General features: G+C 42.4%; 18 protein-coding genes. 5 read left to right on the forward strand and 13 right to left on the reverse strand.

Annotation, left to right across the window (positions count from 1 at the left end; all coding sequences use genetic code 11):
• The first annotated feature begins 93 nt into the window (after positions 1 to 93).
• Positions 94 to 2,256, forward strand: a complete 2,163-nt coding sequence (locus FDP09_RS10705) for a glutamine synthetase III family protein (protein ID WP_229683274.1) — start codon at positions 94 to 96, stop codon at positions 2,254 to 2,256.
• A 49-nt stretch (positions 2,257 to 2,305) separates the two neighbouring features.
• On the opposite strand, the gene FDP09_RS10710 is transcribed toward FDP09_RS10705, so the two are convergent.
• The gene (locus FDP09_RS10710) at positions 2,306 to 3,067 is read right to left on the reverse strand and encodes a creatininase family protein (RefSeq protein WP_137404994.1); all 762 of its coding nucleotides are present in this window, start codon (positions 3,065 to 3,067) and stop codon (positions 2,306 to 2,308) included.
• Positions 3,068 to 3,397: 330 nt separating this feature from the next.
• On the opposite strand from FDP09_RS10710, the gene FDP09_RS10715 reads away from it, so the two are divergent.
• Both FDP09_RS10715 and rfbA read left to right on the forward strand, forming a co-directional pair.
• Positions 3,398 to 4,837 carry an alpha-L-fucosidase gene (locus tag FDP09_RS10715; protein WP_137402666.1) on the forward strand — a complete coding sequence of 480 codons (1,440 nt, stop codon included), beginning with the start codon at positions 3,398 to 3,400 and terminating at the stop codon, positions 4,835 to 4,837.
• A 180-nt stretch (positions 4,838 to 5,017) separates the two neighbouring features.
• Positions 5,018 to 5,875: a glucose-1-phosphate thymidylyltransferase RfbA gene (rfbA, locus tag FDP09_RS10720; RefSeq protein ID WP_137402667.1), complete on the forward strand. Its 858-nt coding sequence runs from the start codon at positions 5,018 to 5,020 to the stop codon at positions 5,873 to 5,875.
• 25 nt (positions 5,876 to 5,900) lie between these two features.
• On the opposite strand, the gene FDP09_RS10725 is transcribed toward rfbA, so the two are convergent.
• Complete coding sequence (locus tag FDP09_RS10725; RefSeq protein ID WP_137402668.1) at positions 5,901 to 6,629, reverse strand: DUF6089 family protein; 729 nt, start codon at positions 6,627 to 6,629, stop codon at positions 5,901 to 5,903.
• 376 nt (positions 6,630 to 7,005) lie between these two features.
• Here FDP09_RS10725 and gloA2 point away from each other — a divergent pair, with 376 nt between their 5' ends.
• Positions 7,006 to 7,395, forward strand: a complete 390-nt coding sequence (gloA2, locus tag FDP09_RS10730; protein ID WP_137402669.1) for an SMU1112c/YaeR family gloxylase I-like metalloprotein — start codon at positions 7,006 to 7,008, stop codon at positions 7,393 to 7,395.
• Here the strand turns inward: gloA2 and corA are convergent.
• The 4 genes from corA to FDP09_RS10750 form a co-directional block, all read right to left on the reverse strand.
• Positions 7,392 to 8,381, reverse strand: coding sequence for a magnesium/cobalt transporter CorA (corA, locus tag FDP09_RS10735; RefSeq protein WP_229683273.1), 990 nt, complete (start codon positions 8,379 to 8,381; stop codon positions 7,392 to 7,394). The genes gloA2 and corA overlap by 4 nt on opposite strands.
• A gap of 16 nt (positions 8,382 to 8,397) precedes the next feature.
• On the reverse strand, positions 8,398 to 8,793 hold the full coding sequence (locus FDP09_RS10740) for a response regulator (protein WP_137404995.1): 396 nt from the start codon (positions 8,791 to 8,793) through the stop codon (positions 8,398 to 8,400).
• 200 nt (positions 8,794 to 8,993) lie between these two features.
• Positions 8,994 to 10,625, reverse strand: a complete 1,632-nt coding sequence (gene groL, locus FDP09_RS10745) for a chaperonin GroEL (protein WP_137402671.1) — start codon at positions 10,623 to 10,625, stop codon at positions 8,994 to 8,996.
• A gap of 51 nt (positions 10,626 to 10,676) precedes the next feature.
• Positions 10,677 to 10,955 carry a co-chaperone GroES gene (locus FDP09_RS10750; RefSeq protein WP_015266171.1) on the reverse strand — a complete coding sequence of 93 codons (279 nt, stop codon included), beginning with the start codon at positions 10,953 to 10,955 and terminating at the stop codon, positions 10,677 to 10,679.
• A 219-nt stretch (positions 10,956 to 11,174) separates the two neighbouring features.
• Here FDP09_RS10750 and FDP09_RS10755 point away from each other — a divergent pair, with 219 nt between their 5' ends.
• The gene (locus tag FDP09_RS10755) at positions 11,175 to 11,882 is read left to right on the forward strand and encodes a hypothetical protein (protein WP_137402672.1); all 708 of its coding nucleotides are present in this window, start codon (positions 11,175 to 11,177) and stop codon (positions 11,880 to 11,882) included.
• Between the two features lie 830 nt (positions 11,883 to 12,712).
• On the opposite strand, the gene FDP09_RS10760 is transcribed toward FDP09_RS10755, so the two are convergent.
• The 7 genes from FDP09_RS10760 to miaB form a co-directional block, all read right to left on the reverse strand.
• Positions 12,713 to 14,044: a hypothetical protein gene (locus FDP09_RS10760; protein ID WP_137402673.1), complete on the reverse strand. Its 1,332-nt coding sequence runs from the start codon at positions 14,042 to 14,044 to the stop codon at positions 12,713 to 12,715.
• Positions 14,045 to 14,186: 142 nt separating this feature from the next.
• On the reverse strand, positions 14,187 to 15,158 hold the full coding sequence (locus FDP09_RS10765; RefSeq protein WP_137402674.1) for a sterol desaturase family protein: 972 nt from the start codon (positions 15,156 to 15,158) through the stop codon (positions 14,187 to 14,189).
• Between the two features lie 172 nt (positions 15,159 to 15,330).
• A complete protein-coding gene (gene secG, locus FDP09_RS10770) occupies positions 15,331 to 15,705 on the reverse strand; it encodes a preprotein translocase subunit SecG (protein ID WP_137402675.1) in 375 nt (124 codons plus the stop codon).
• 13 nt (positions 15,706 to 15,718) lie between these two features.
• On the reverse strand, positions 15,719 to 16,576 hold the full coding sequence (locus tag FDP09_RS10775) for a hypothetical protein (RefSeq protein WP_137402676.1): 858 nt from the start codon (positions 16,574 to 16,576) through the stop codon (positions 15,719 to 15,721).
• Positions 16,577 to 16,615: 39 nt separating this feature from the next.
• Positions 16,616 to 17,152: an LptE family protein gene (locus FDP09_RS10780; RefSeq protein ID WP_187328840.1), complete on the reverse strand. Its 537-nt coding sequence runs from the start codon at positions 17,150 to 17,152 to the stop codon at positions 16,616 to 16,618.
• Entirely contained in the window at positions 17,145 to 18,449 is a 1,305-nt protein-coding gene (locus FDP09_RS10785; RefSeq protein WP_137402678.1) for a sigma-54 interaction domain-containing protein, read from the reverse strand. The genes FDP09_RS10780 and FDP09_RS10785 overlap by 8 nt, the downstream gene beginning before the upstream one ends.
• A gap of 22 nt (positions 18,450 to 18,471) precedes the next feature.
• A complete protein-coding gene (gene miaB / locus FDP09_RS10790; protein WP_137402679.1) occupies positions 18,472 to 19,932 on the reverse strand; it encodes a tRNA (N6-isopentenyl adenosine(37)-C2)-methylthiotransferase MiaB in 1,461 nt (486 codons plus the stop codon).
• Positions 19,933 to 20,037 lie beyond the last annotated feature (105 nt).

Genomic DNA, 20,037 nt, shown 5'->3' on the forward strand with positions numbered 1-20,037 from the left:
TTCTTAAGGATTGGTGTAAAAAAATACGATTTTTCTTTTTATTTCAGATTTTTGCTTATCTTCGCTATTGTTTTTAAACCACATTATTAAAACATGGCAACTTTACGACAACAATCATTAATGATGGTGCAATCAAGAGAAAATGTAGCTTTTGAAGCACCTTCTAGTAAAATTTCCGACTACTTTGGTTCTGAAGTGTTCGGGTTATCCAAAATGAAAGACGCTTTGGCTCCATCTGTCTATAAAAAGGTGAGCGAAGCGATCGAAAAAGGATCAAAAATAGACACCTCTAGCGCAGAAGAAGTAGCTACCGCGGCGAAAGCATGGGCGCTGTCCAAAGGGGTGACCCACTACACGCACTGGTTCCAACCACTCACTGGCTCTACAGCTGAAAAACACGATACCTTCTTTGATGCACACGCAAAGATCGAAAGATTTAAAGGTTCAGCATTGGTACAGCAAGAACCAGATGCATCCTCTTTTCCTAATGGTGGTATAAGAACAACATTTGAAGCAAGAGGATATACTGCATGGGATCCAAGTTCTCCGATGTTTATCTTTGAGAACACACTGTGCATTCCTACTATCTTTGTCTCTTACACTGGAGAGGCATTGGATTATAAAACACCTTTGTTAAAGTCTGTTGAGGCAGTAAGTGCTGCTGCCACTCCTATCTGTCAGTTGTTTGACAGAAGTGTAAAGAAAGTAAACCCATCATTGGGTGTAGAGCAAGAGTATTTTGTGATCGATAAGGCACTTTATGCTTCTCGACCTGACTTGGTAATGGCTGGAAGGACTGTTTTTGGTCACAATCCTGCCAGGGGACAGCAGTTGGATGATCACTATTTTGGTTCTATCCCAAGTAGGGTGAAAGCCTTCATGAAGCACTTCGAAATTGAAGCTTTGAAATTGGGTATCCCTGTTTCTACTCGTCACAATGAAGTGGCTCCAGGTCAATTTGAAGTAGCGCCGGTATTCGAAGAAATCAATAAAGCCACCGACCACAACCAGTTGTTGATGGATCTGATGGATAAAGTAGCGGATCAGCACCACCTAAAAGTATTGTTTCATGAGAAGCCATTTGCTGGACTAAACGGTAGTGGTAAGCACAACAACTGGTCATTGATCACCGACAGTGGTGTAAACTTGTTCCAGCCTAGCAATTCAGCAAGGGAAAACCTTCAGTTTTTGACCTTCTTGGTGGCTACGGTCAAGGCAGTACATGACCATGCTGACATTCTAAGGGCTAGTATTGCTTCTGCAGGAAACGATTTCCGTCTAGGAGCCAATGAGGCACCTCCTGCAATTATTTCTGTCTTCTTGGGTTCTACCCTTACCACGGTATTGGATGAGCTTGAGAAAAATGGAAATATCAAGATCGAGAAAGGTGATAATATGTACATGAAGTTGGGGATCAGCAAGATTCCTGAAATCATCCTCGACAACACTGACAGAAACAGAACTTCTCCATTTGCATTCACCGGAAACAAATTTGAATTTAGAGCTGTAGGTTCTTCTTCAAACGTAGCTGGGCCAATGACCGCCTTGAATGTGATCGCTGCAGATACCCTAAGGTTGATGTACAAAGACATCCAAGCAGAAATCGAAGGAGGTAAAGAGAAGAAAATCGCCATCGTTAATGTATTGAGAAAATACATCAAGGATAGCAAAAAAGTACGGTTTGAAGGAGATGGTTACTCAGAAGAGTGGGAAAAAGAGGCCGAAAAAAGAGGACTTTCCAATTTGAAGAGCACCCCGTTTGCACTTGATGTATTGGTGGCAAAAGCGACTTCAGAGTTGTATGAGAAGCATAGCGTAATGAATGTTACGGAGCTTCATGCAAGACATGAAATTCGTCTTGAAAACTACATCATGAAAGTGCAGATTGAGTCAAGAGTGATGGGAGACCTTGCCTTGAACCATGTGATTCCTACAGCTATTCAGTATCAAACTAAGCTGATAGAAAATGCCAATGGACTTAAGAGTCTTGGATTGGACTCCAAAGCGGCTATTGATACGATCAATGAAATCAGCAAGCACATCGAGGCCATCAAAGAAAATGTTTCTGCAATGATCGATGCGAGACGAAGGCTGAACAAAGAAGAAGACATCGCTAAGAGAGCCAAAGGCTACAGTACAGATGTAAAAGATGCTTTCTTTGAAAAAATCAGGTACTCAGTAGATAAGCTAGAACTATATGTGGACGATGAGTTCTGGCCACTGGTAAAATACAGAGAAATGTTGTTCTTGAGATAATCAAGGTTCGACAGAAGTCAATCAAAAGCCGGGTTTATTCCCGGCTTTTTTATTTGTACGGGTCGTACTGGTTTAGTTCAGCCAGTTCTATGAAAAGTTTGCTGATTTTTTCAGTGAGGTCTTTGAAGTAGCGCTGGCCTTTTTCGGATGATGCCTTTTTGGGGTTTCCTATTCCGGTGTCTTTGGTGACCCTGGACCATTTTCGCTCAGACCAAGCCCAGCCTTCCCTGATGCCTTCTACCAGTGATTCACGCTCTTCACCTTCTCCTGCTTCCTCAAGTGAGCGAACCAGATGGGGCTGTAAGTGCATGATCAAGCTGGTTTCCATTTCATCAGCATGATCGCCGTCCATTTCGAAATATTTTTTCTTGTCCAATGCCTTAAACCAATTACAGCTTGAAAAAAACATGTCCGGAAATTTCAATCCCAGTTCCCGGAGGATCGTTTTAAAATCATTGCCTCCATGGCTGTTTAGAATGAGCAGTTTTCTGACTTTTTGACGGTGGAGGACTTCTACGAGGTCATTTACGATGGCCAGCTGAGTGCTGGGATTAAGGTTCATGTCCAAAAAGATATCTGCCTGTCCAGTATTGACTCCAAAGGGTATGGTCGGCAGCACCGTGAGGTGCGCGCCTGCTTCATAGGCTATGCGCCCGGCTTCTGCAGCAATGGCTTCTGCTTCATAATTATCGGTTCCATACGGTAAGTGGTAGTTGTGTGCTTCTGTGGCTCCCCAAGGAAGAATAGCAAGGTCAATATTGGCATGCTTTAGGTCTTTCCAGTTGGACTCAGCCAGGATATATGGTCTCATCATGTTATTATGGTTTAGTGTTAATTGATTGATCTCCATTCATATTTGGGCAATTCTGATAGGGTATGCCTGTTACGGTAGGCTATCAGGTTATGAAACAGAAAGCTCGAACATGCTTCCCTAAACCATGTTAATAATATAATAAATTCCACTTGTTTTTATATCCTGAATCTCCTGCTTTTTTATGAGTGGCAGGTAAAATGATCGGGATTTGCGACTGTAAATGTTTTGTAAATGATTAAATCTTTTTTAAAATTTTTAATTATAGATTATAAGTTGTACTTTTATTTATGAAAATATACAGTTGCTATATTCTTAACTTAGCTTAAAATGAGGAGAAAAATACTGAGGTTATTAGGTGCATTGGCTGTTTTCGGCGCAGCTCACGGAGCAGTGGCGCAGGAAGATAACTTACACCGGCAGTCCAGTGTTTATGAAGCTCCGAGAGACCCCGCGGTCATTGCCAAGCTAGAAAAGTGGAAAGATCTCAAGTTTGGCATGATCGTCCATTGGGGAGTGTATGCTGTTCCTGGAATGATCGAATCATGGGCACTTTGTTCGGAAGACTGGATCAATCGGGACAGTACCGTTGCCTATTCTGATTTTAAGGAATGGTACTGGGGCTTGAAGGATGAGTTTAATCCAGTGGCTTTTGATCCCGATCAATGGGCAGACGCAGCTGATGCAGCAGGGATGAAGTACTTGGTTTTTACGACCAAGCATCACGATGGCTTCAATATGTTTGATACACAGCAGACCGATTATAAGATTACAGATGGTCCCTTTAAGGATCATCCTAAGGCGAATGTGGCGAAGTATGTTTTTGAAGCGTTCCGTAAAAAAGACTTTATGATCGGTGCGTATTTTTCCAAACCTGACTGGCATTCACAGTATTATTGGTGGGATAAGTATGCGACTGCTGATAGAAATAACAATTACGACATCCGCAAGAATGAGTGGAGATGGAATAAATTCAAGGAATACACCTTTAACCAGATCAGTGAGCTGATGCATGATTATGGTAGTGTGGATATTCTTTGGCTAGATGGTGGCTGGGTAAGGCCTTTGGAGACCGTAAATGACGAAGTACGAGCATGGGGAGCAAGGATACCTGAATGGAGCCAGGATATCGATATGCCAAAAATAGCAAAAATGGCACGGAAGGCCCAACCTGGGATTTTAATGGTGGATAGAACTGTACATGGTCCATATGAAAATTACCAGACACCTGAGCAAAGTATTCCAGAAGAGCAGATGGATGTGCCTTGGGAGGCTTGTATGACACTCGGGCACGCTTGGGGATATCATGAACATCAAAATTATAAGTCTGTCAATAAAGTTGTTCATACATTGGCAGAAGTCGTGGCCAAGGGAGGAAGCTTGTTGTTAGGGGTAGGGCCTACACCTAAAGGCCTGCTTACTGATGAAGATGTCAATCGACTTATAGGCATAGGAGAATGGCTCGATGTAAATGGAGAAGCCATCTATGGTACCAGGACGGTGGAGTATTACCAGGACGATAATGTATATTTTACCCAAGACAAAGGAGGAAAAAAGTATGCAATTGTGCTCATAGAGGAAGGAATGGAGGTGCCAAATACTGTATCGTGGGCAATTGAGCAAGATGTAAGTGGTAAAAAAGTGAAGCTGTTAGAAGGAAATATATCATTGCGAATAGCGAAAACAGCTGGTCAGGTGGTGGTGACTATTCCGGAGAAAATTAGAAAAGACATTAAGCAAAAAGACGCTATCGTCTTTGCCTTTCAGTAGGCTGAAAAATATTTATTAGGGTCAAAGCCTGGGGGGAAGGATTCCCTTCGGGCTTTTTTTTGGGCTTTGATTTACAAGTTACGTGAGTGCTTTGGCTTATTTTTTGTCTTGAAAGTAAATGGGCTCGTAATTGCAGATTTCAAGCCTTATCTTCGTAAACAAAATAGAACGTTTTTTACTATGAAAGGTATAATTTTAGCCGGTGGTTCCGGTACACGACTATATCCATTGACCATTGCAGTAAGTAAGCAACTCATGCCTGTTTATGATAAGCCGATGATCTATTATCCTTTGTCTGTATTGATGATGGCAGGGATCAGGGAAATCCTGATTATCACCACACCGGAAGACTCAGATGCCTTTAAAAAATTATTGGGTGACGGTTCCCATTTGGGCTGTGAGTTTTCTTTTGCCATTCAGCCAAAACCAGAAGGACTAGCACAGGCATTTGTAATAGGCGAGGAGTTCATTGGGGACGATAAGGTGGCTTTGATCCTTGGGGATAATATATTTTATGGTTCCGGCCTTCAGGAGACATTGCTCAAACATACCGATCCAGAAGGAGGGGTGGTTTTTGCTTATCATGTGAATGATCCACAGCGCTATGGGGTAGTGGAATTTGATAAGGACAAGAAGGCCATCAGCATAGAAGAGAAACCACAAGCGCCTAAGTCCAATTTTGCTGTTCCAGGGCTGTATTTTTATGACAATCGCGTAGTGGAGATCGCTAAGCAGATTGAGCCCAGTGCTCGGGGCGAATTGGAGATTACCGATGTTAATAATGTTTACTTGAAAGAAGGAAACCTGAGTGTAGGTATCCTTAGTCGAGGAACGGCTTGGCTGGATACCGGTACCCACCAATCCCTGCAGCAGGCTGGCCAATTTGTGGAAGTAATAGAAGAACGGCAAGGGCTCAAGATTGGTTGTGTGGAGGAAGTGGCCTATCACAAGGGCTACATCAATAAACAGCAACTGCTCCAGCAAGCCGAAAAACTCGGAAAGAGCGGATATGGTACTTATCTGAAAAGGATTGTTTAATGGGTTTAATCCAAGCCCTTATGAGCTATTTTTTGAACCATTTCTCCCAGAAAGGGAAAGGTGATAGGTAGCGTTTTACGAAAAATTGTCCCTGCATCAACATGTCGTTGGTTTTGTTGCTTCCCGCATTTCCATCCAGTTCATCGGATAGTGTGGCAAAGAGACTGGCTTCAAAACCCACGTCCCAGTTTGGACCAAAAGCCACACTTCCCCCAAGCCTTACCGGTAGGTATAATGCAGTGGGAGTGGATTCTATGACGGTGATTTCTGTTTCATTAGGATAAGCATAAGCCTGTTTTTCTGGAATAGCCATGAACCCCAGGCCAATTCCTGCGTAGCCATTTACGCGGAAGCGTTCGATATGGGTTTCGTAGGGAAGGAAATAAAATTCGGGCATAAAGTCAATATAAACCGCATCGCCGGTAAAGGCATAGGCCTTGTTTTCCTCTCCCCATTCATAGGCCCTTTCTGCCACATATTCCATGTTGCTACTGACATGCTGATAGCCTGCGGAAAGCCTTAGGTTGATTCTTCGATTGATTTTCTTTGCCGCAGACAACGTTACCGAACCAAATATAGGGAAGTCCAATTTCCTGTACGGCCCTCCATTGTCGGAGTACATGGATGCAGGCCCGCCTGCTAATGTCAAGGTATATACGCGCGGAATACTTTCTTTATAAAAATTCTGGGCAGGCAAGGTACCTGCAATGACCAAGGTGAAGAGTGAGGTGATAAGTAAGTGTTTAGCAGCCATGCGATAAAGTGTTGGGTTTTGGGAAAGTTAGCAAATTTTAGTGTGACTCACATGCAAAACAAGTATTGTACCAAATTAAGCTTTGAGAAATCTTATAGAAACCAATTGTATGGCCACATGCAAATGATAGATATGAGGAGTTTTTACTCACATAGGGGAATGGAACTACGGTTGGGCCCGAAGAATTTATGGGTAAAGGATCGACTGAAAAAACAGTTGCTTGATTGGTGCCCTGTCAGTTCTTTTATCTTGGTTTTTTTGATGGTAATTTAAGTAAGCCTGTTTATTGTTAGGGGATTTCTGTAAATTTTAAGTTCATTTCGAATTCAGGGATATTGCTTGGTGCATATTCAGAGTACTTTATAGTAATTAACAAATGGGATTTATAAAAAGTGTGCATCACATTGCGATTATTTGTTCAGACTACAAGCGATCCAAGACATTTTATACGGAAATTTTAGGTTTGAAAGTGCTAAGGGAGGTGTATAGGGAAGAAAGGCAATCGTACAAGCTTGATTTGGGTGTAGAAGGACGGTATGTCATTGAGCTATTTTCGTTCCCCGCACCACCTGCAAGGGTAAGTAGGCCAGAAGCATGTGGCTTAAGGCATTTGGCATTTGAGGTGGAGGATATAGTGGCCGCCGTATGCGAGCTGGAGTCAAATCACGTGGCGGTTAAGGAGATTAGGATGGATGAATTTACAGGTAAACGATTTGCCTTTTTTCAGGATCCCGATGGTTTACCAATAGAACTATACGAAGGCTAGAACCATTTTTTTTGTTTAAAGTACCTGATCATAAAAACTGATATAAGGATGAAAATTACCCAGAGCACGGGGTAGCTATACTTCCATTCCAATTCAGGCATGACCTGAAAATTCATCCCATAAATACCAGCGATAAACGTCAAAGGAATAAAAATAGTCGCTATGATGGTGAGGGTTTTCATGACCTCATTTTGCTTGATGCTGAGCTGTGTCATGTAAAGTTCTGCTAAATTACTCATGGTCTCCCGCTGAAGCTCTAGACCTTCCAGTATTTCGATGGTGTGTTCGTAGATGTCATTTATATAGGTAAGGTTTTTTCGTTTTGTCAGTGGATGTTCTGATTTTTTCCAAACAGAGATCAGTTCTCGCGTCGGCCAGATATTACTTCTTATTTTCCGGAGCATCTTTCGCTGTTGGTGAAGGGTGTTTAGGTTTACATTGGGTTTATTCTGTAAGATTTGGTCATCATATTTTTCCACGGTGTCGCTGATCATTTCGAGTATGTCAAAATATTCATCAATAATAGCATCCACTAATGTATAAGTGAAATAATCGGGTCCCAACTTCCTCATTTTCCCTTTGGGGTTTTCTAGCCTGATGCGGATGTTGTCAAAAATGTCCTGCGCGGTTTCTTGGAATGATAAGATATAATTTGGGCCAAAGAGGATGCTGACCTGCGCTGTTTGAATTTCTGAAAATTTGTTTTTCGAAAAGAGCATTTTGACCAGAATAAAAATATGATCGTCAAACTCTTCGATTTTTGGCCTTTGGGAGGTGTTGGTGATGTCTTCGACAACGAGCGGGTGTATGGACAGCAGAGATGCAATTTCTAGAATTAGATTTCTGTCTTGGATAGAGCTAATATTTAGCCAAAATTTTAGGTCTTTCCTTTCCAGAAATGGTTTTAATTCTTCGCAGTGCTGAATAGGGTGTTTTTCTAAATGTTGCTCCCCAAAAGAGTAAAGCTCCAAGACAGGCTTAGGCATAAACGAATCTGATTTTTCATTCGTTTTTGACATATTCGGGTAATATTTCAAATAATTTTTGATTGGTCAAAGGTTTCTCGATAAACCCTTTAACCGCCTCAAACGTTCTGGATTTTTTACGATCCTGATAATCAATGGAGCTTGACAGCATTAGGATAATGTCTTGCCTTTCGGGGCAGAGCATCTCATATTGGTCCAAAAAGTCCCAACCGTTCATAACTGGCATGTTGATGTCCAGAAAGATCAGTAGTTTCTTTTCATTATCCAACTTCCGGATTCTTTCAAGAGCATCTTTAGCTTCCAAAAACTCCGCCATCTCATCGCATAAATTGAGTCTTCCTAGTAATCTCTTGTTAATCAGGTTGTTGATAGGATCGTCATCTATTAAAACAATTGAATCAAATGCGAGCATCAACCGTGTCTTAAAATTTTCAAGTTCCATTTTGCCAATTGGGAGTAAGATACGGATATATTTTAAGTTTCAAAAAATATTTTATCCTCTGTTTTTGCCTTTTTATTTGCGAATATTTACCTGTTTAATAAGTTGGTAAACGAAAAAGAGGACATGATTCATGTCCTCTTTATATTGTTCTTTTAAGAAATAAGGCTGACTTACATCATGCCACCCATTCCGCCACCACCCATTGGCGGTGCAGGCTGGCCGCCTTCTTCTTTCACATCCGCTACCACACACTCTGTGGTTAGTAGTAGGGCTGCGATGGAAGCGGCATTTTCCAGTGCCAGACGGGTAACTTTGGTTGGGTCGATCACGCCCGCCTCGAACAAGTCTTCAAACTTGTCTGTTCTGGCGTTATAGCCATAGTTTCCGGTTCCTTCTTTGATTTTATTGATCACCACAGATCCTTCAGCACCGGCATTGGCCACGATGGCTCTGAGTGGAGATTCAATAGCTTGCCTGATGATGTTAATACCGGTGTCCTGGTCGTCATTTTCACCTTTCAGCCCGTCCAATGCTGAAGCTGTTCGAATGAGCGCAACGCCACCACCGACTACTACACCTTCCTGAACGGCGGCGCGAGTGGCGTGAAGGGCATCGTCCACACGGTCTTTTTTCTCCTTCATTTCTACCTCGGTAGCCGCACCGATGTACAGGATGGCTACACCACCAGAAAGCTTGGCAAGTCTTTCCTGCAGCTTCTCTCTATCGTAATCAGAAGTGGTTTTCTCGATTTGGGTTTTGATTTCAGAAATTCTGGCTTCGATAGTGGATTTTTCACCGGCACCGTTTACGATTGTGGTGTTATCCTTATCGATGTTTACTTTCTCAGCAGTACCCAAGTATTCGATAGAAGCATTTTCCAGTTTATAACCTCTTTCTTCAGAGATTACAGTACCACCTGTAAGGATGGCGATGTCTTCCAGCATTGCTTTTCTTCTGTCACCAAAACCAGGAGCCTTAACAGCTGCTACTTTAAGGGCACCTCTGATTTTGTTTACTACCAAGGTAGCTAGGGCTTCACCGTCCACATCTTCAGCAATGATCAAAAGTGGCTTGCCTGATTGTGCTACTGGCTCTAGGACTGGAAGCAACTCTTTCATGGAAGAGATTTTCTTATCATAGATAAGAATGTAAGGGTTCTCCAGTTCTGCTTCCATTTTTTCGGTGTTGGTAGTGAAGTATGGAGAAAGGTATCCTCTGTCAAACTGCATACCTTCTACAGTTTTTACTTCAGTTTCAGTACCTTTAGCCTCTTCTACGGTAATTACACCGTCTTTCCCTACTTTGTCCATCGCGTCAGCGATCATGTTGCCGATTTCTTCGTCGTTATTGGCAGAGATGGTGCCTACTTGGGCGATTTCTTTGGAAGTGGAGATCGGTTTAGAAGTAGTCTTCAATTCGGCCACTACAGCAGCTACAGCCTTATCAATGCCTCTTTTAAGGTCCATTGGGTTAGCTCCAGCGGCTACGTTTTTGATGCCTACGTTGAAAATAGACTGGGTAAGGACCGTAGCGGTGGTGGTACCGTCACCTGCATTGTCTGCAGTTTTGGAGGCCACTTCTTTTACCAACTGGGCGCCCATGTTTTCGATAGGTTCTTCCAGTTCGATTTCTTTTGCTACAGATACACCATCCTTGGTGATCGTAGGTGCACCGAATTTCTTGTCAATGATGACATTACGACCTTTTGGTCCCAATGTTACTTTTACTGCTTCAGCAAGAGCATCAACGCCTTTTTTAAGCTTCTCTCTTGCATCGGTATCGAAAAATAATTCCTTTGCCATTTTTGTTGATTTTTTAGATTTTCTAGTTTAATAAACGATTAAAGCGAGTGATTAAAGAATCGCAAAAATATCGGATTCTCTCATGATCAAATAATCAGCCCCTTCTACCGAAAGTTCTGTACCGGCGTACTTGCCATACAATACAGTGTCTCCCACTTTGACAGTAAGTGGTTCATCTTTTTTACCGTTGCCTACAGCTACGACAGTGCCTTTTTGAGGTTTCTCCTTGGCAGTGTCAGGAATGTAAAGTCCAGAAGCTGTTTTTTCTTCAGCAGCAGCAGGTTCTACCAGAACTCTGTCTGCAAGTGGTGTGATGTTCACTTTTGACATAATAGTATTGATTTTATAAAGTTTGGTTCATTGATTCCTATTCCTTTCTATCATTTCTTGTGCCAATGGATACGAGCTGTTTTTCTATGACATAAAGTCTTAAATACTACTTGTTTTGCGATATTTCAATATGGTGGAGATGTAGTTCATGACATTTTTACCTTTTGCTATTGTCATTTTTGTCAGTTTTTTGTTAAATTCTGATAAAAAAACATGTCTATGAAAAAGCTCTCGGATAACTGGATTTCTGAAGGATGGATTGATTTTGAGTATAAGAAATATTTGCTGCTTGCTTACTTGAAGGAAGTGGAGCAGGATTTTGGGGATGCCAAGCTTTATCCTCCCTTGGCCGACCTTATCAAACATTATAAAAGGTTAAAAGAGCTGGAGCAGCATAAGGATGGGTTGCGTGATTCATTCCCTAAAAGAGTGGTGGGGATAGACTATAAAAACATCCGGCTGCATAAAGAAAACATGGCAGACGAAGGGGAAATAATGCAGGCCTTGGACGAGATTATTGCTTTTTCCATTCCAATATTCAGGCGTAAAATCGACCAAGGGAAAAGTATTTATGATTTTATCGAAGAAAACCTGGAAGTGGAACCGGTGGGCTTGTCTCCGCTTTACCAAAGAGAGGGCTATGTATTCATTACCTTAGAAAAATCAGCAGATGTGTTTATTTATGGCTACCAAGTAAAGCTGTTCGAAAACAGCTTTGAAAAGTATCGTGGAATAGCCTTTTCCTTTCTCAGAAAAGAGACCAGAACCCTTGCCCATACCTATGCACAGATCAAGATGGGGCTGATCCGGTCCAATCAGCAGTTGCCCAATCCCGCTACTTGGAGAGTACACAGCAGCAATACAGTGCCACTGGAAGAAAGTTTACTGCCCGTGAGCAAACGGATCCTGCTCAGGATGATTGCTTAGAAATGTAGTGAAAAAAGTGCCGGAAGGTGGTTCCAGGCACTGCTCAAAATAGGCGGGGTCAACTCTAAATTCTACCAAGAACCGTTCTAATGCTGCAACTATAGGCGAATGCAGCAGATAGTATGATTTATTTTTGGCTCAAAACATCCGGCTAATACCGATCCGGCTGTAGAGGTTGCCAGGGAGGTCTTTACTGTTTCGTCCAATGAAAAAACATAAGTAGTGGTAGAATATCGCCTTCGTCCGACTAAATTTTGCTTACGTTGGAAAAGCAGAATTAAGTGAAAACAGAAAAGATATTTGGTCCTATATGATTTACTATGGGTAACTATTACTTTGCATGTCAAATTCTAGCTTGCCTTTCATCTTGTTGCCTTGTTACTTTTTTCCTTCAGGTGAAAAACGTAACCAAAAAAACCCGCTGCGGTGAGCTATATGACTAAAATCAAAGCCAGCACTCACGCAGGCAAACTCCTCTATTTGTGCAGCATACCAATTTTTTGTACTGATTCACGTCAAACAAGCCTGCGCTTTTTCCAGCCCACTTCTTTGATTTCTTAACGTCAAATACCTCAAGGCAGAATAGAAAATTGCCCACTGAAAAGGAACATGAATCAACATTAATTTAACCGGAATAATATCTTTACCCACAGTATTCCATATAGAACCAGATATTTTTGACTTCCTAAAAAAATAACTTTGCGGCACAGAAAATCCTTCTCACCCCTTTAACTTAATAGCATTGGGGAAAGGGGGGTAAATTTTCTTCGAAGTCCATATTTTTACTCAAAGACATTAATAGAATATAGTTAATTTTGCCTTTTTTAATGTTACTCGCTTATTTCAGGTGCTAGATAAAAAGAAAAGCCATTGAAGTGATAAATATGGTGACCATCCATTAAACCATATACACCATCTGATCCATTCTCCGCCATTACAGCGCACCTGTCAAAAATAACGTTGAAAAGCATATAAGCGTGTTTTTTAGTTTTTAGGGAAAATTTGGCACTAGTATCAGTGTGGAAATCTCCATTGGTATCAATTGAGATGTTGCCCGTATAGTCAATATCCCCTGTTCCATCCTTACGCGCTGCAACCATGATTCGTAAGTCTGGTTGGCTTCTTTTCCAATTTTGCTTCAAATATGATATGCCAGAATTCACCCATTTTCCCTTTCTGACACTAAACCTGGAAACCTTAAACCCTTTTTCATTACCCCAAGGAAAGTCAATATTTTGGTGTAGGTTGGTAATTCCGTTTCTGTCGATGGAGTAATCTCCGGTAATGGCAAAAATAAAAAGTCTGTTTGAGTTGGGCCAGTTTCTTGTGTTATGGTGTAGGCGGAGTTTGGGCATTTTTAATTTTACAGTCTTATCTTCGGGGATTTTTCTACAATCTATATCCCTGTAGGTGGATGAATAGTCTGGGCTATGTAAGGTGTCGCGATAATAATTAGGTTCATCAAATTGACCGAATATTATGGTAGGATTTTCATAGGCATAATTGTCATTTATGATAATGTATTCTATTTGGTTGTTTATACCTATTTGCTCCTGATTATTGCCTATGGTGGCTTCTTTCTCCTTTTCTTCTATCTTAAATTTAATAGCGGGTGTCTCTCCCTTCCAGTTAGGGTCTTTCTTGAGACCTTCTATCTCCATTTCTTCTGTCCACCAGGAGACAGTCAGTTCCTTTATTGAGTCAGGATCAAAAGTTTCAGCCAGATAGGGAGCTATTATGCTAATATCGTGTTGGTTGATAAAGCTTTTTAGACTGTCAATGTTAATGGATGCCTCACTTGCCACTCTACTGTTGGAAGCATTCCTGTTAAATGCCTGTACGATGGCGGACTGCTTACGGCTCACAGGGTCAGTTTTTTCTTCAAATAGCCGACGGAGGTTATATTGTACTTCTCCTGCATTTCCTTTAAGCTCGGCAAAACCAAAAAGTTCCTTTCGTGCATCTGGATCCTTGAATACTTCTCCCATATAGCGAGCCAGGTCTTCAAGTTTTCTTTCATATTCTATGATGTCTGTTGGTGTGGCAGCGGTGGTCTCTGTTTTTTTCTTTTCGATTTCTACCTGTCCGTTATCCTGACAGGAGGTCATAGCTGTAGTTCCCATTATGATCAATGAGAAAAAGTAGAAGTTGAACTTATTCATACTAGAAGAGTTTAAATAATGATCTCTTACTTTTCTCCTAATATGTTTTGATTTTTTGAGTTTCTAAAAAAATCACCTACACAGATATACACACTATGACTTTTGTCATAAAAAAAACCCGACAATTGCCGGGCTTGGTACCTTAACTTTCTTTTTGGAGCAATGAGGGTTCCTTTTCCGTCAGTATGGGAGCTGGCGATGGGGAGCTCACTTTTTGGGCTTGTTCTTCCCTTTCTTGTCTTCTTAGCTCGCGGTTTTTGATGACTTCATCACCTGGCTTGCCAAAGAGGATTTTAAATGCTTCCTGTTTGTTTTCCGCTTGCTTCAGGTCTTTGACGATGTCATACCACTCGTGGAATACCAAGGTGACAGGGTTGTAGCTCTTTACCGGCTTGGTGATGCCATAGTTGGGCGTTTCGCCTTCTGCCATAAAAGTCCCGAATATCCTGTCCCAAATGATCAGTGTAGATCCGTAGTTTTTGTCCAGGTAATGTTCGTCACTGGCGTGGTGCACACGGTGGTGGGAAGGGGTGGTGAAAATGTATTCAATCGGCGCAGGAAGCTTTTTGATATATTCCGTATGGATCCAAAACTGGTACAATACCGCGATCTGGTGACAGATAAAGAACACAAACGGGTCAAATCCGATCATAACCACAGGTATGAAAAAGATGAATTTGATGTGCTGCGTCCAGCTAAGCCTAAAAGAAACGGAGAAGTTATATTTTTCTGAATTATGGTGCGTGACGTGGGTAGCCCACCAGAAGCGCTGCTCATGCGCCACACGGTGTGCCCAGTATCGGGCAAAGTCAATGGCAATAAAGCAAGGGATAAAAGACCACCAAGTTGGGGGGATTTTCCAAGGGACGATGTTCCAGAAAAACAGTACGGCAGAGAACAAAGCTACTTTGATCAGGGCGCTGATACCTACATTGATCAGGCCAATGGACGAAGCTGCCAAAAAATCCTTGCCGTCGTAAGAGTCTCTGTTTTTATAAATACTCAATCCCCATTCTGCAAAAACCAGTGCAAACATAACCGGTGCCGCCCAGAGGATAATGTTTGGCCATTCTGTAGCACCTATGTCCTCCAGGGTCTTATAGTTCTCAAACATAAAATTGATATTATAAGTGATTAAAATTTTATAATAAACTAAAATATAAAGCTAAAAATACGGTTTAACAAATGTTTGGGCTGATATTAACATATATTCACAGAATCGTAATTCCCAAACAAAAAAGCCCAGTCAAAGACTGGGCAGGGTAAAATATGCTTTTTAGCTTCGATTATTGTGCGCTATCTGCAGGTACGGATAATTCTTCTGTACTTCCCTCTTCAGCAGGAAGAATACTTTCATCTTCACCGAAGGATGGAGCGACCATTTGCTCTTTGGCACTTTCGATGTTAGGAGAAGAAAATTCAGTAGATCCACCTCCATTACTTTCCAGAAATGCGGAGGTGCCTAAAGAGAGGACCAAGATAGAAATGGCCAATACCCACGTGGCTTTTTCTAGGATATTACCGGTTTTGGTGACGCCCATGATCTGTGAGGCTCCCCCACCAAAAGCAGCACCAACACCACCCTTGGAATCTTGACCGAGGATTACCAATACTAGGATAACCGCCAAAACAATGATGATGCTGATAATTAAAGTGTACATATGCTAAATGAAGTTAATCTTTTAATTCTTTTATTAGGTTCGCAAAATAAGCTTTTTTATTCGGAAACTTCAAGCTTAATTTCTTATAAATATCAATTGCCTTGTCTTTTTTCCCCTGCTTGGTCAGTAGTTTGGCGTAGGATTCAGAAAGTAACTTGTCAGACAGTTGGGTGCTGTTTTTGGAGAGATCTGTGTTTTTGCCCGTGTCCTCTATTTCCTTAATGGTGGCCAGCTTGATTTCTTTTTTGCTAAAAGCCTTGATAATATCCAGCTGCTCCTGTTTTTTGGCGTCTTTAATGACCTTTTTTTCTTTTTTTCTGATGGTTTCGATCAGGTCATCGTTTTTGGGACTCTTTTTCTTTGTTGGCTTTTTCTGGGAGGTGCTTTTTTTACTTGCAGAAGTCTGTTCCAGGGTTTCGGTCTTTTTCTCTGTTTCTACATGGCGCAACTTGTTGAGGTTTTCCTCCAGTTTACGAAGCACTTCTGCACGGTCTGATCCTGAAGGCTGGGGCTTTTCCTCCGTTTTGGCCTGATCACGGGGGGCTGGTTTCACGGGGTTTTCAGGTGCCTCCACTTTTGTGGGCTGTGGGGCGGCCGTTGTTTTGGTAGCGTTAGTTGTTTGGACTGTCACAAAGGTGATGTCTTCTTCGATCAGGTTCTTAAGCCAAGCCCTGTCTGGACTTTGTACTGCTGCCCAGTGCAAGAGTTCCTGTGACTTTCCCTTAGAGATTTTTTTTTCGTATTTGGCAGCCAGCACTTTTGGGGCCAAAAAATACGGAAACGTTTCGTGGAGCTTCAGTAGTGCCCTGAAATCCTCCTTGTCCAGGGAGTTGCTCTTTTCGATAATATTTAAAAACTGGGCTGCGTTCACAATTCAGATTTTTTGGTTGTTTACCTAATTTAAAGAAAATTACCAATTTGCCACAGTAGAGGTGAAAATATCCTGTATGATGTTTTCAAATATCGTGTCGATAAGGTCCGTTTCTACTGCCAGTACCGATGTGCTTCTGGGATCGTAATCCTGATAGAAGGAATAAGTCTTTTTACTATCCTGCTCTTCGTCGCTTAGGTTGATGTAGTTGACTTCCACAGCAATGGTCAGGCGCATTTGGCCGGCCCGGTCCGGTTGGTTGGGGTCTGTCGTGGATACGGTGGCCTGCGGACTGAGGGCATACCGTGTAATGGCTCCTTCAAACTGCAGGTCTCCATTGGTCTGAACCAGTTCCAATTGCGTGTTTCGCTGAAAATAATCTTTCAGGGATTCGGTGAAGTTTTGCCCCATATTGGCGGGGCCTCCACCGGAGTCGTTGAAGAAGTTGGCCACAGAGAATGTCTGCGTGACATTGTAGTCCAAGTTGGTACCGGTAAAACTGTACTCTACTTTGCAGCCCCATAGCAGCATCAGTGGGCAGTACAGCATGATAAACATGAGCTTGGATTTACTCATTGATGTCATATTGTTTGATTTTTCGGTAAAGGGTACGTTCCGAAATCCCCAGGTCCTGTGCCGCATATTTCCGTTTATTATTGTGCTTTCTGAGGGCTTTTATGATGAGCTCTTTTTCTTTTTTCTCGATGGAAAGTGAATTGTCATCCTCTTCGTGAATGATGTCTTCGATTTCATCATCGTATTCTTCTGTACGTGTGTGCTGATTGGAGATTTTCCCTGACTCCAGCACGATAGGCATAGAGGAAGGGCTTTGTTCTTTGGAAGAAGAAGAGTCTTCAAAAGATGCCGAAGTGTCAATGTCCTCAAAAAGCGAATGGTGCTTTTTCATGATGCTTTGGTTGATGCCTCCTGACTGATAGGTGTCGAGTACCAGCTTTTTGAGTTCGGTCATATCCTTCTTCATGTCAAAGAGGACTTTGTAGAGGATTTCCCTTTCCGAAAAATCAGCAGAAGACTCGCCTTCTTTGCCTCCTCGGGTATAGGGAGCCGGTAAGTTGGACTCTGTAGAGGGAAGGTATTTGGCCAGTGTGATGGCATTGACGTCCCTGTCCTCTTCCAGTAGTGATATTTGTTCGGCAAGGTTTTTCAATTGCCTGATATTACCCTTAAAAGGAAATTTTTTCAGGAGCTCTTTGGCTTCATGATCCAGTGAAATGGGTTTGACATTGTATTTCTCGCTAAAATCGGTCGTAAACTTCCTGAAAAGCAGGCTAATGTCGTCACCTCTTTCCCTTAAGGGAGGAACGAAGATGGGGACGGTATTTAAGCGATAATAGAGGTCTTCCCTGAATTTTCCTTTTTCTACCGCCTGGATAAGGTTGACATTCGTGGCGGCGATGACACGGACATCTGTTTTTTGGACCTTGGAAGAACCTACTTTTATAAATTCTCCATTTTCAAGCACCCGGAGCAAACGGGCTTGGGTGCCCAGCGGCATTTCTCCTATTTCATCCAGGAATATCGAACCGCCATCAGTGACTTCGAAATATCCCTTTCGCGCTTCATGGGCTCCGGTGAAGGAGCCTTTTTCATGGCCAAACAATTCTGAGTCAATTGTGCCTTCAGGGATGGCTCCACAGTTGATGGCAATGAATTTTCCATGCTTACGGGGGCTGATTGAATGGATGATTTTGGAAAAGGATTCTTTACCGCTTCCACTTTCCCCAGTGATCAATACGGTCATCTCTGTAGGCGCAGCCTGCATGGCTACCCGGATGGCATGGTTGAGCAGGGGACTATTGCCGATTATTCCAAAGCGTTGTTTTATGGATAATACTTCCGCGTCTGTTATCATATGTTTCAGGTGCTTTAGTGGGTTAGGAAAGGACTTCGCCAAATAGGGTGGCGGCAGTGCAATCCACTATTTTTACGCGGACGTAATCTCCTTTTTGGTGATTCCCTTTCTGGAAAATGACCACTTTATTGGCGGAATTTCTGCCTTTTAGCTGTTCTTCCGAACGCTTGGAGGTGCCTTCTACCAATACTTCTTGGATTTGTCCCAGATCAAGTTTGTTTCTTTCCAGGGAATGCTGGGTCTGTTTGGCAATGATTTCCTGAAGCCTACGCTTTTTGGTTTCCAGCGGAATGTCATCTTCATATTTTTTGGCAGCTAGGGTGCCAGGCCTTTCTGAATAGAAGAACATGTACGAAAAGTCATACTTCACGATGTCCATTAGACTCAAGGTTTCTTGGTGTTCTTCTTCCGTTTCTGAGCAGAATCCTGCGATCATATCAGAAGATATACCACATTCCTGACCTAGTATTTCGCGGATTTTGGCCACTCTTTCGAGGTACCATTCACGGTCATAGGTCCTGTTCATCAGGTCAAGCACGCGGCTATTGCCACTTTGGACGGGAAGGTGGATGTATTTACAGATATTGTCGTACTTTTTCATGGTGTACAATACCTCATCGGTGATGTCTTTAGGATGGGACGTGGAGAACCTTACTCGTAATGTTGGATCCACTTTGGCCACCATCTCCAGTAGGTTGGCGAAATTGATCACCTCGCTGACTTCCCCCTCTTGTTTGTTGAGCCGGGCTTTGTTGTTTTCTTCTGGAGACCATTTGTAGCTGTCCACATTCTGCCCTAGGAGTGTCACTTCCTTGTAGCCTTTGTCGAATAGCTCTTTAGCTTCTTTTTCAATCGAGTGCGGGTCTCTGCTCCTCTCCCTGCCCCGCGTAAAGGGGACTACACAGAAGGAACACATGTTGTCACAGCCTCTCATGATGGAAATAAAGGCACTTACTCCATTGGTATTTAGCCTTACCGGAGAGATGTCGGCATAGGTCTCTTCGCGAGAAAGGAAAGTGTTGACCCCTTTGTCTCCCTCTTCGGCCACTTTTACCAAGTTTGGAAGATCCCGGTAGGCATCAGGCCCCACGACTACATCCACAAGCTTTTCTTCTTCCAGCAGTTTGTCTTTTAACCTTTCTGCCATGCAGCCCAAAACGCCTATGGTAAGTTCCGGTTTTTCTCTTTTGATGGTATTGAACTGTGTAAGTCGCTTTCGGACGGTCTGTTCTGCTTTTTCGCGGATGGAGCAGGTGTTCAGGAAAATGACATCGGCTTGCTCGAAGTTTGATGTCGTATCGAAACCATTCTTTTTCATGATGGATGCGACAATCTCACTATCAGAAAAATTCATCTGACAGCCATAGCTCTCTATGTAGAGTTTTTTTTGCTTTCCTGTATTCTCCTCTTCCGTAGTCTTAAACTCACATGCCTGCGCCTCTTCTGCAGGTAGGATGTCGATATCCTTGATAATGTTCTCCATAACTCACTTTCAATCAATTTGAGATGCGAAATTAATAAAATACCGACAAAATGACAGGTTTTTGTAGCTTAATCTTTTTGCGCTGATGGATTTTTCATTACCCAT

The sequence above is a fragment of the Echinicola rosea genome, assembly GCF_005281475.1.
Lineage (GTDB): Bacteria > Bacteroidota > Bacteroidia > Cytophagales > Cyclobacteriaceae > Echinicola > Echinicola rosea.

Bases quoted from the DNA above. Each gene is read 5' to 3' on its own strand.
- FDP09_RS10765 (WP_137402674.1), bottom strand. From the start codon at position 15,158: ATGTTTGAGAACTATAAGACCCTGGAGGACATAGGTGCTACAGAATGG.
- groL (WP_137402671.1), bottom strand. From the start codon at position 10,625: ATGGCAAAGGAATTATTTTTCGATACCGATGCAAGAGAGAAGCTTAAA.
- FDP09_RS10760 (WP_137402673.1), bottom strand. From the start codon at position 14,044: ATGAATAAGTTCAACTTCTACTTTTTCTCATTGATCATAATGGGAACT.
- FDP09_RS10755 (WP_137402672.1), top strand. From the start codon at position 11,175: ATGAAAAAGCTCTCGGATAACTGGATTTCTGAAGGATGGATTGATTTT.
- FDP09_RS10710 (WP_137404994.1), bottom strand. From the start codon at position 3,067: ATGAGACCATATATCCTGGCTGAGTCCAACTGGAAAGACCTAAAGCAT.
- corA (WP_229683273.1), bottom strand. From the start codon at position 8,381: ATGCCTAAGCCTGTCTTGGAGCTTTACTCTTTTGGGGAGCAACATTTA.
- secG (WP_137402675.1), bottom strand. From the start codon at position 15,705: ATGTACACTTTAATTATCAGCATCATCATTGTTTTGGCGGTTATCCTA.
- FDP09_RS10740 (WP_137404995.1), bottom strand. From the start codon at position 8,793: ATGCTCGCATTTGATTCAATTGTTTTAATAGATGACGATCCTATCAAC.
- FDP09_RS10780 (WP_187328840.1), bottom strand. From the start codon at position 17,152: ATGAGTAAATCCAAGCTCATGTTTATCATGCTGTACTGCCCACTGATG.
- FDP09_RS10785 (WP_137402678.1), bottom strand. From the start codon at position 18,449: ATGATAACAGACGCGGAAGTATTATCCATAAAACAACGCTTTGGAATA.
- gloA2 (WP_137402669.1), top strand. From the start codon at position 7,006: ATGGGATTTATAAAAAGTGTGCATCACATTGCGATTATTTGTTCAGAC.
- FDP09_RS10725 (WP_137402668.1), bottom strand. From the start codon at position 6,629: ATGGCTGCTAAACACTTACTTATCACCTCACTCTTCACCTTGGTCATT.
- FDP09_RS10715 (WP_137402666.1), top strand. From the start codon at position 3,398: ATGAGGAGAAAAATACTGAGGTTATTAGGTGCATTGGCTGTTTTCGGC.
- FDP09_RS10750 (WP_015266171.1), bottom strand. From the start codon at position 10,955: ATGTCAAAAGTGAACATCACACCACTTGCAGACAGAGTTCTGGTAGAA.
- rfbA (WP_137402667.1), top strand. From the start codon at position 5,018: ATGAAAGGTATAATTTTAGCCGGTGGTTCCGGTACACGACTATATCCA.
- FDP09_RS10705 (WP_229683274.1), top strand. From the start codon at position 94: ATGGCAACTTTACGACAACAATCATTAATGATGGTGCAATCAAGAGAA.
- miaB (WP_137402679.1), bottom strand. From the start codon at position 19,932: ATGGAGAACATTATCAAGGATATCGACATCCTACCTGCAGAAGAGGCG.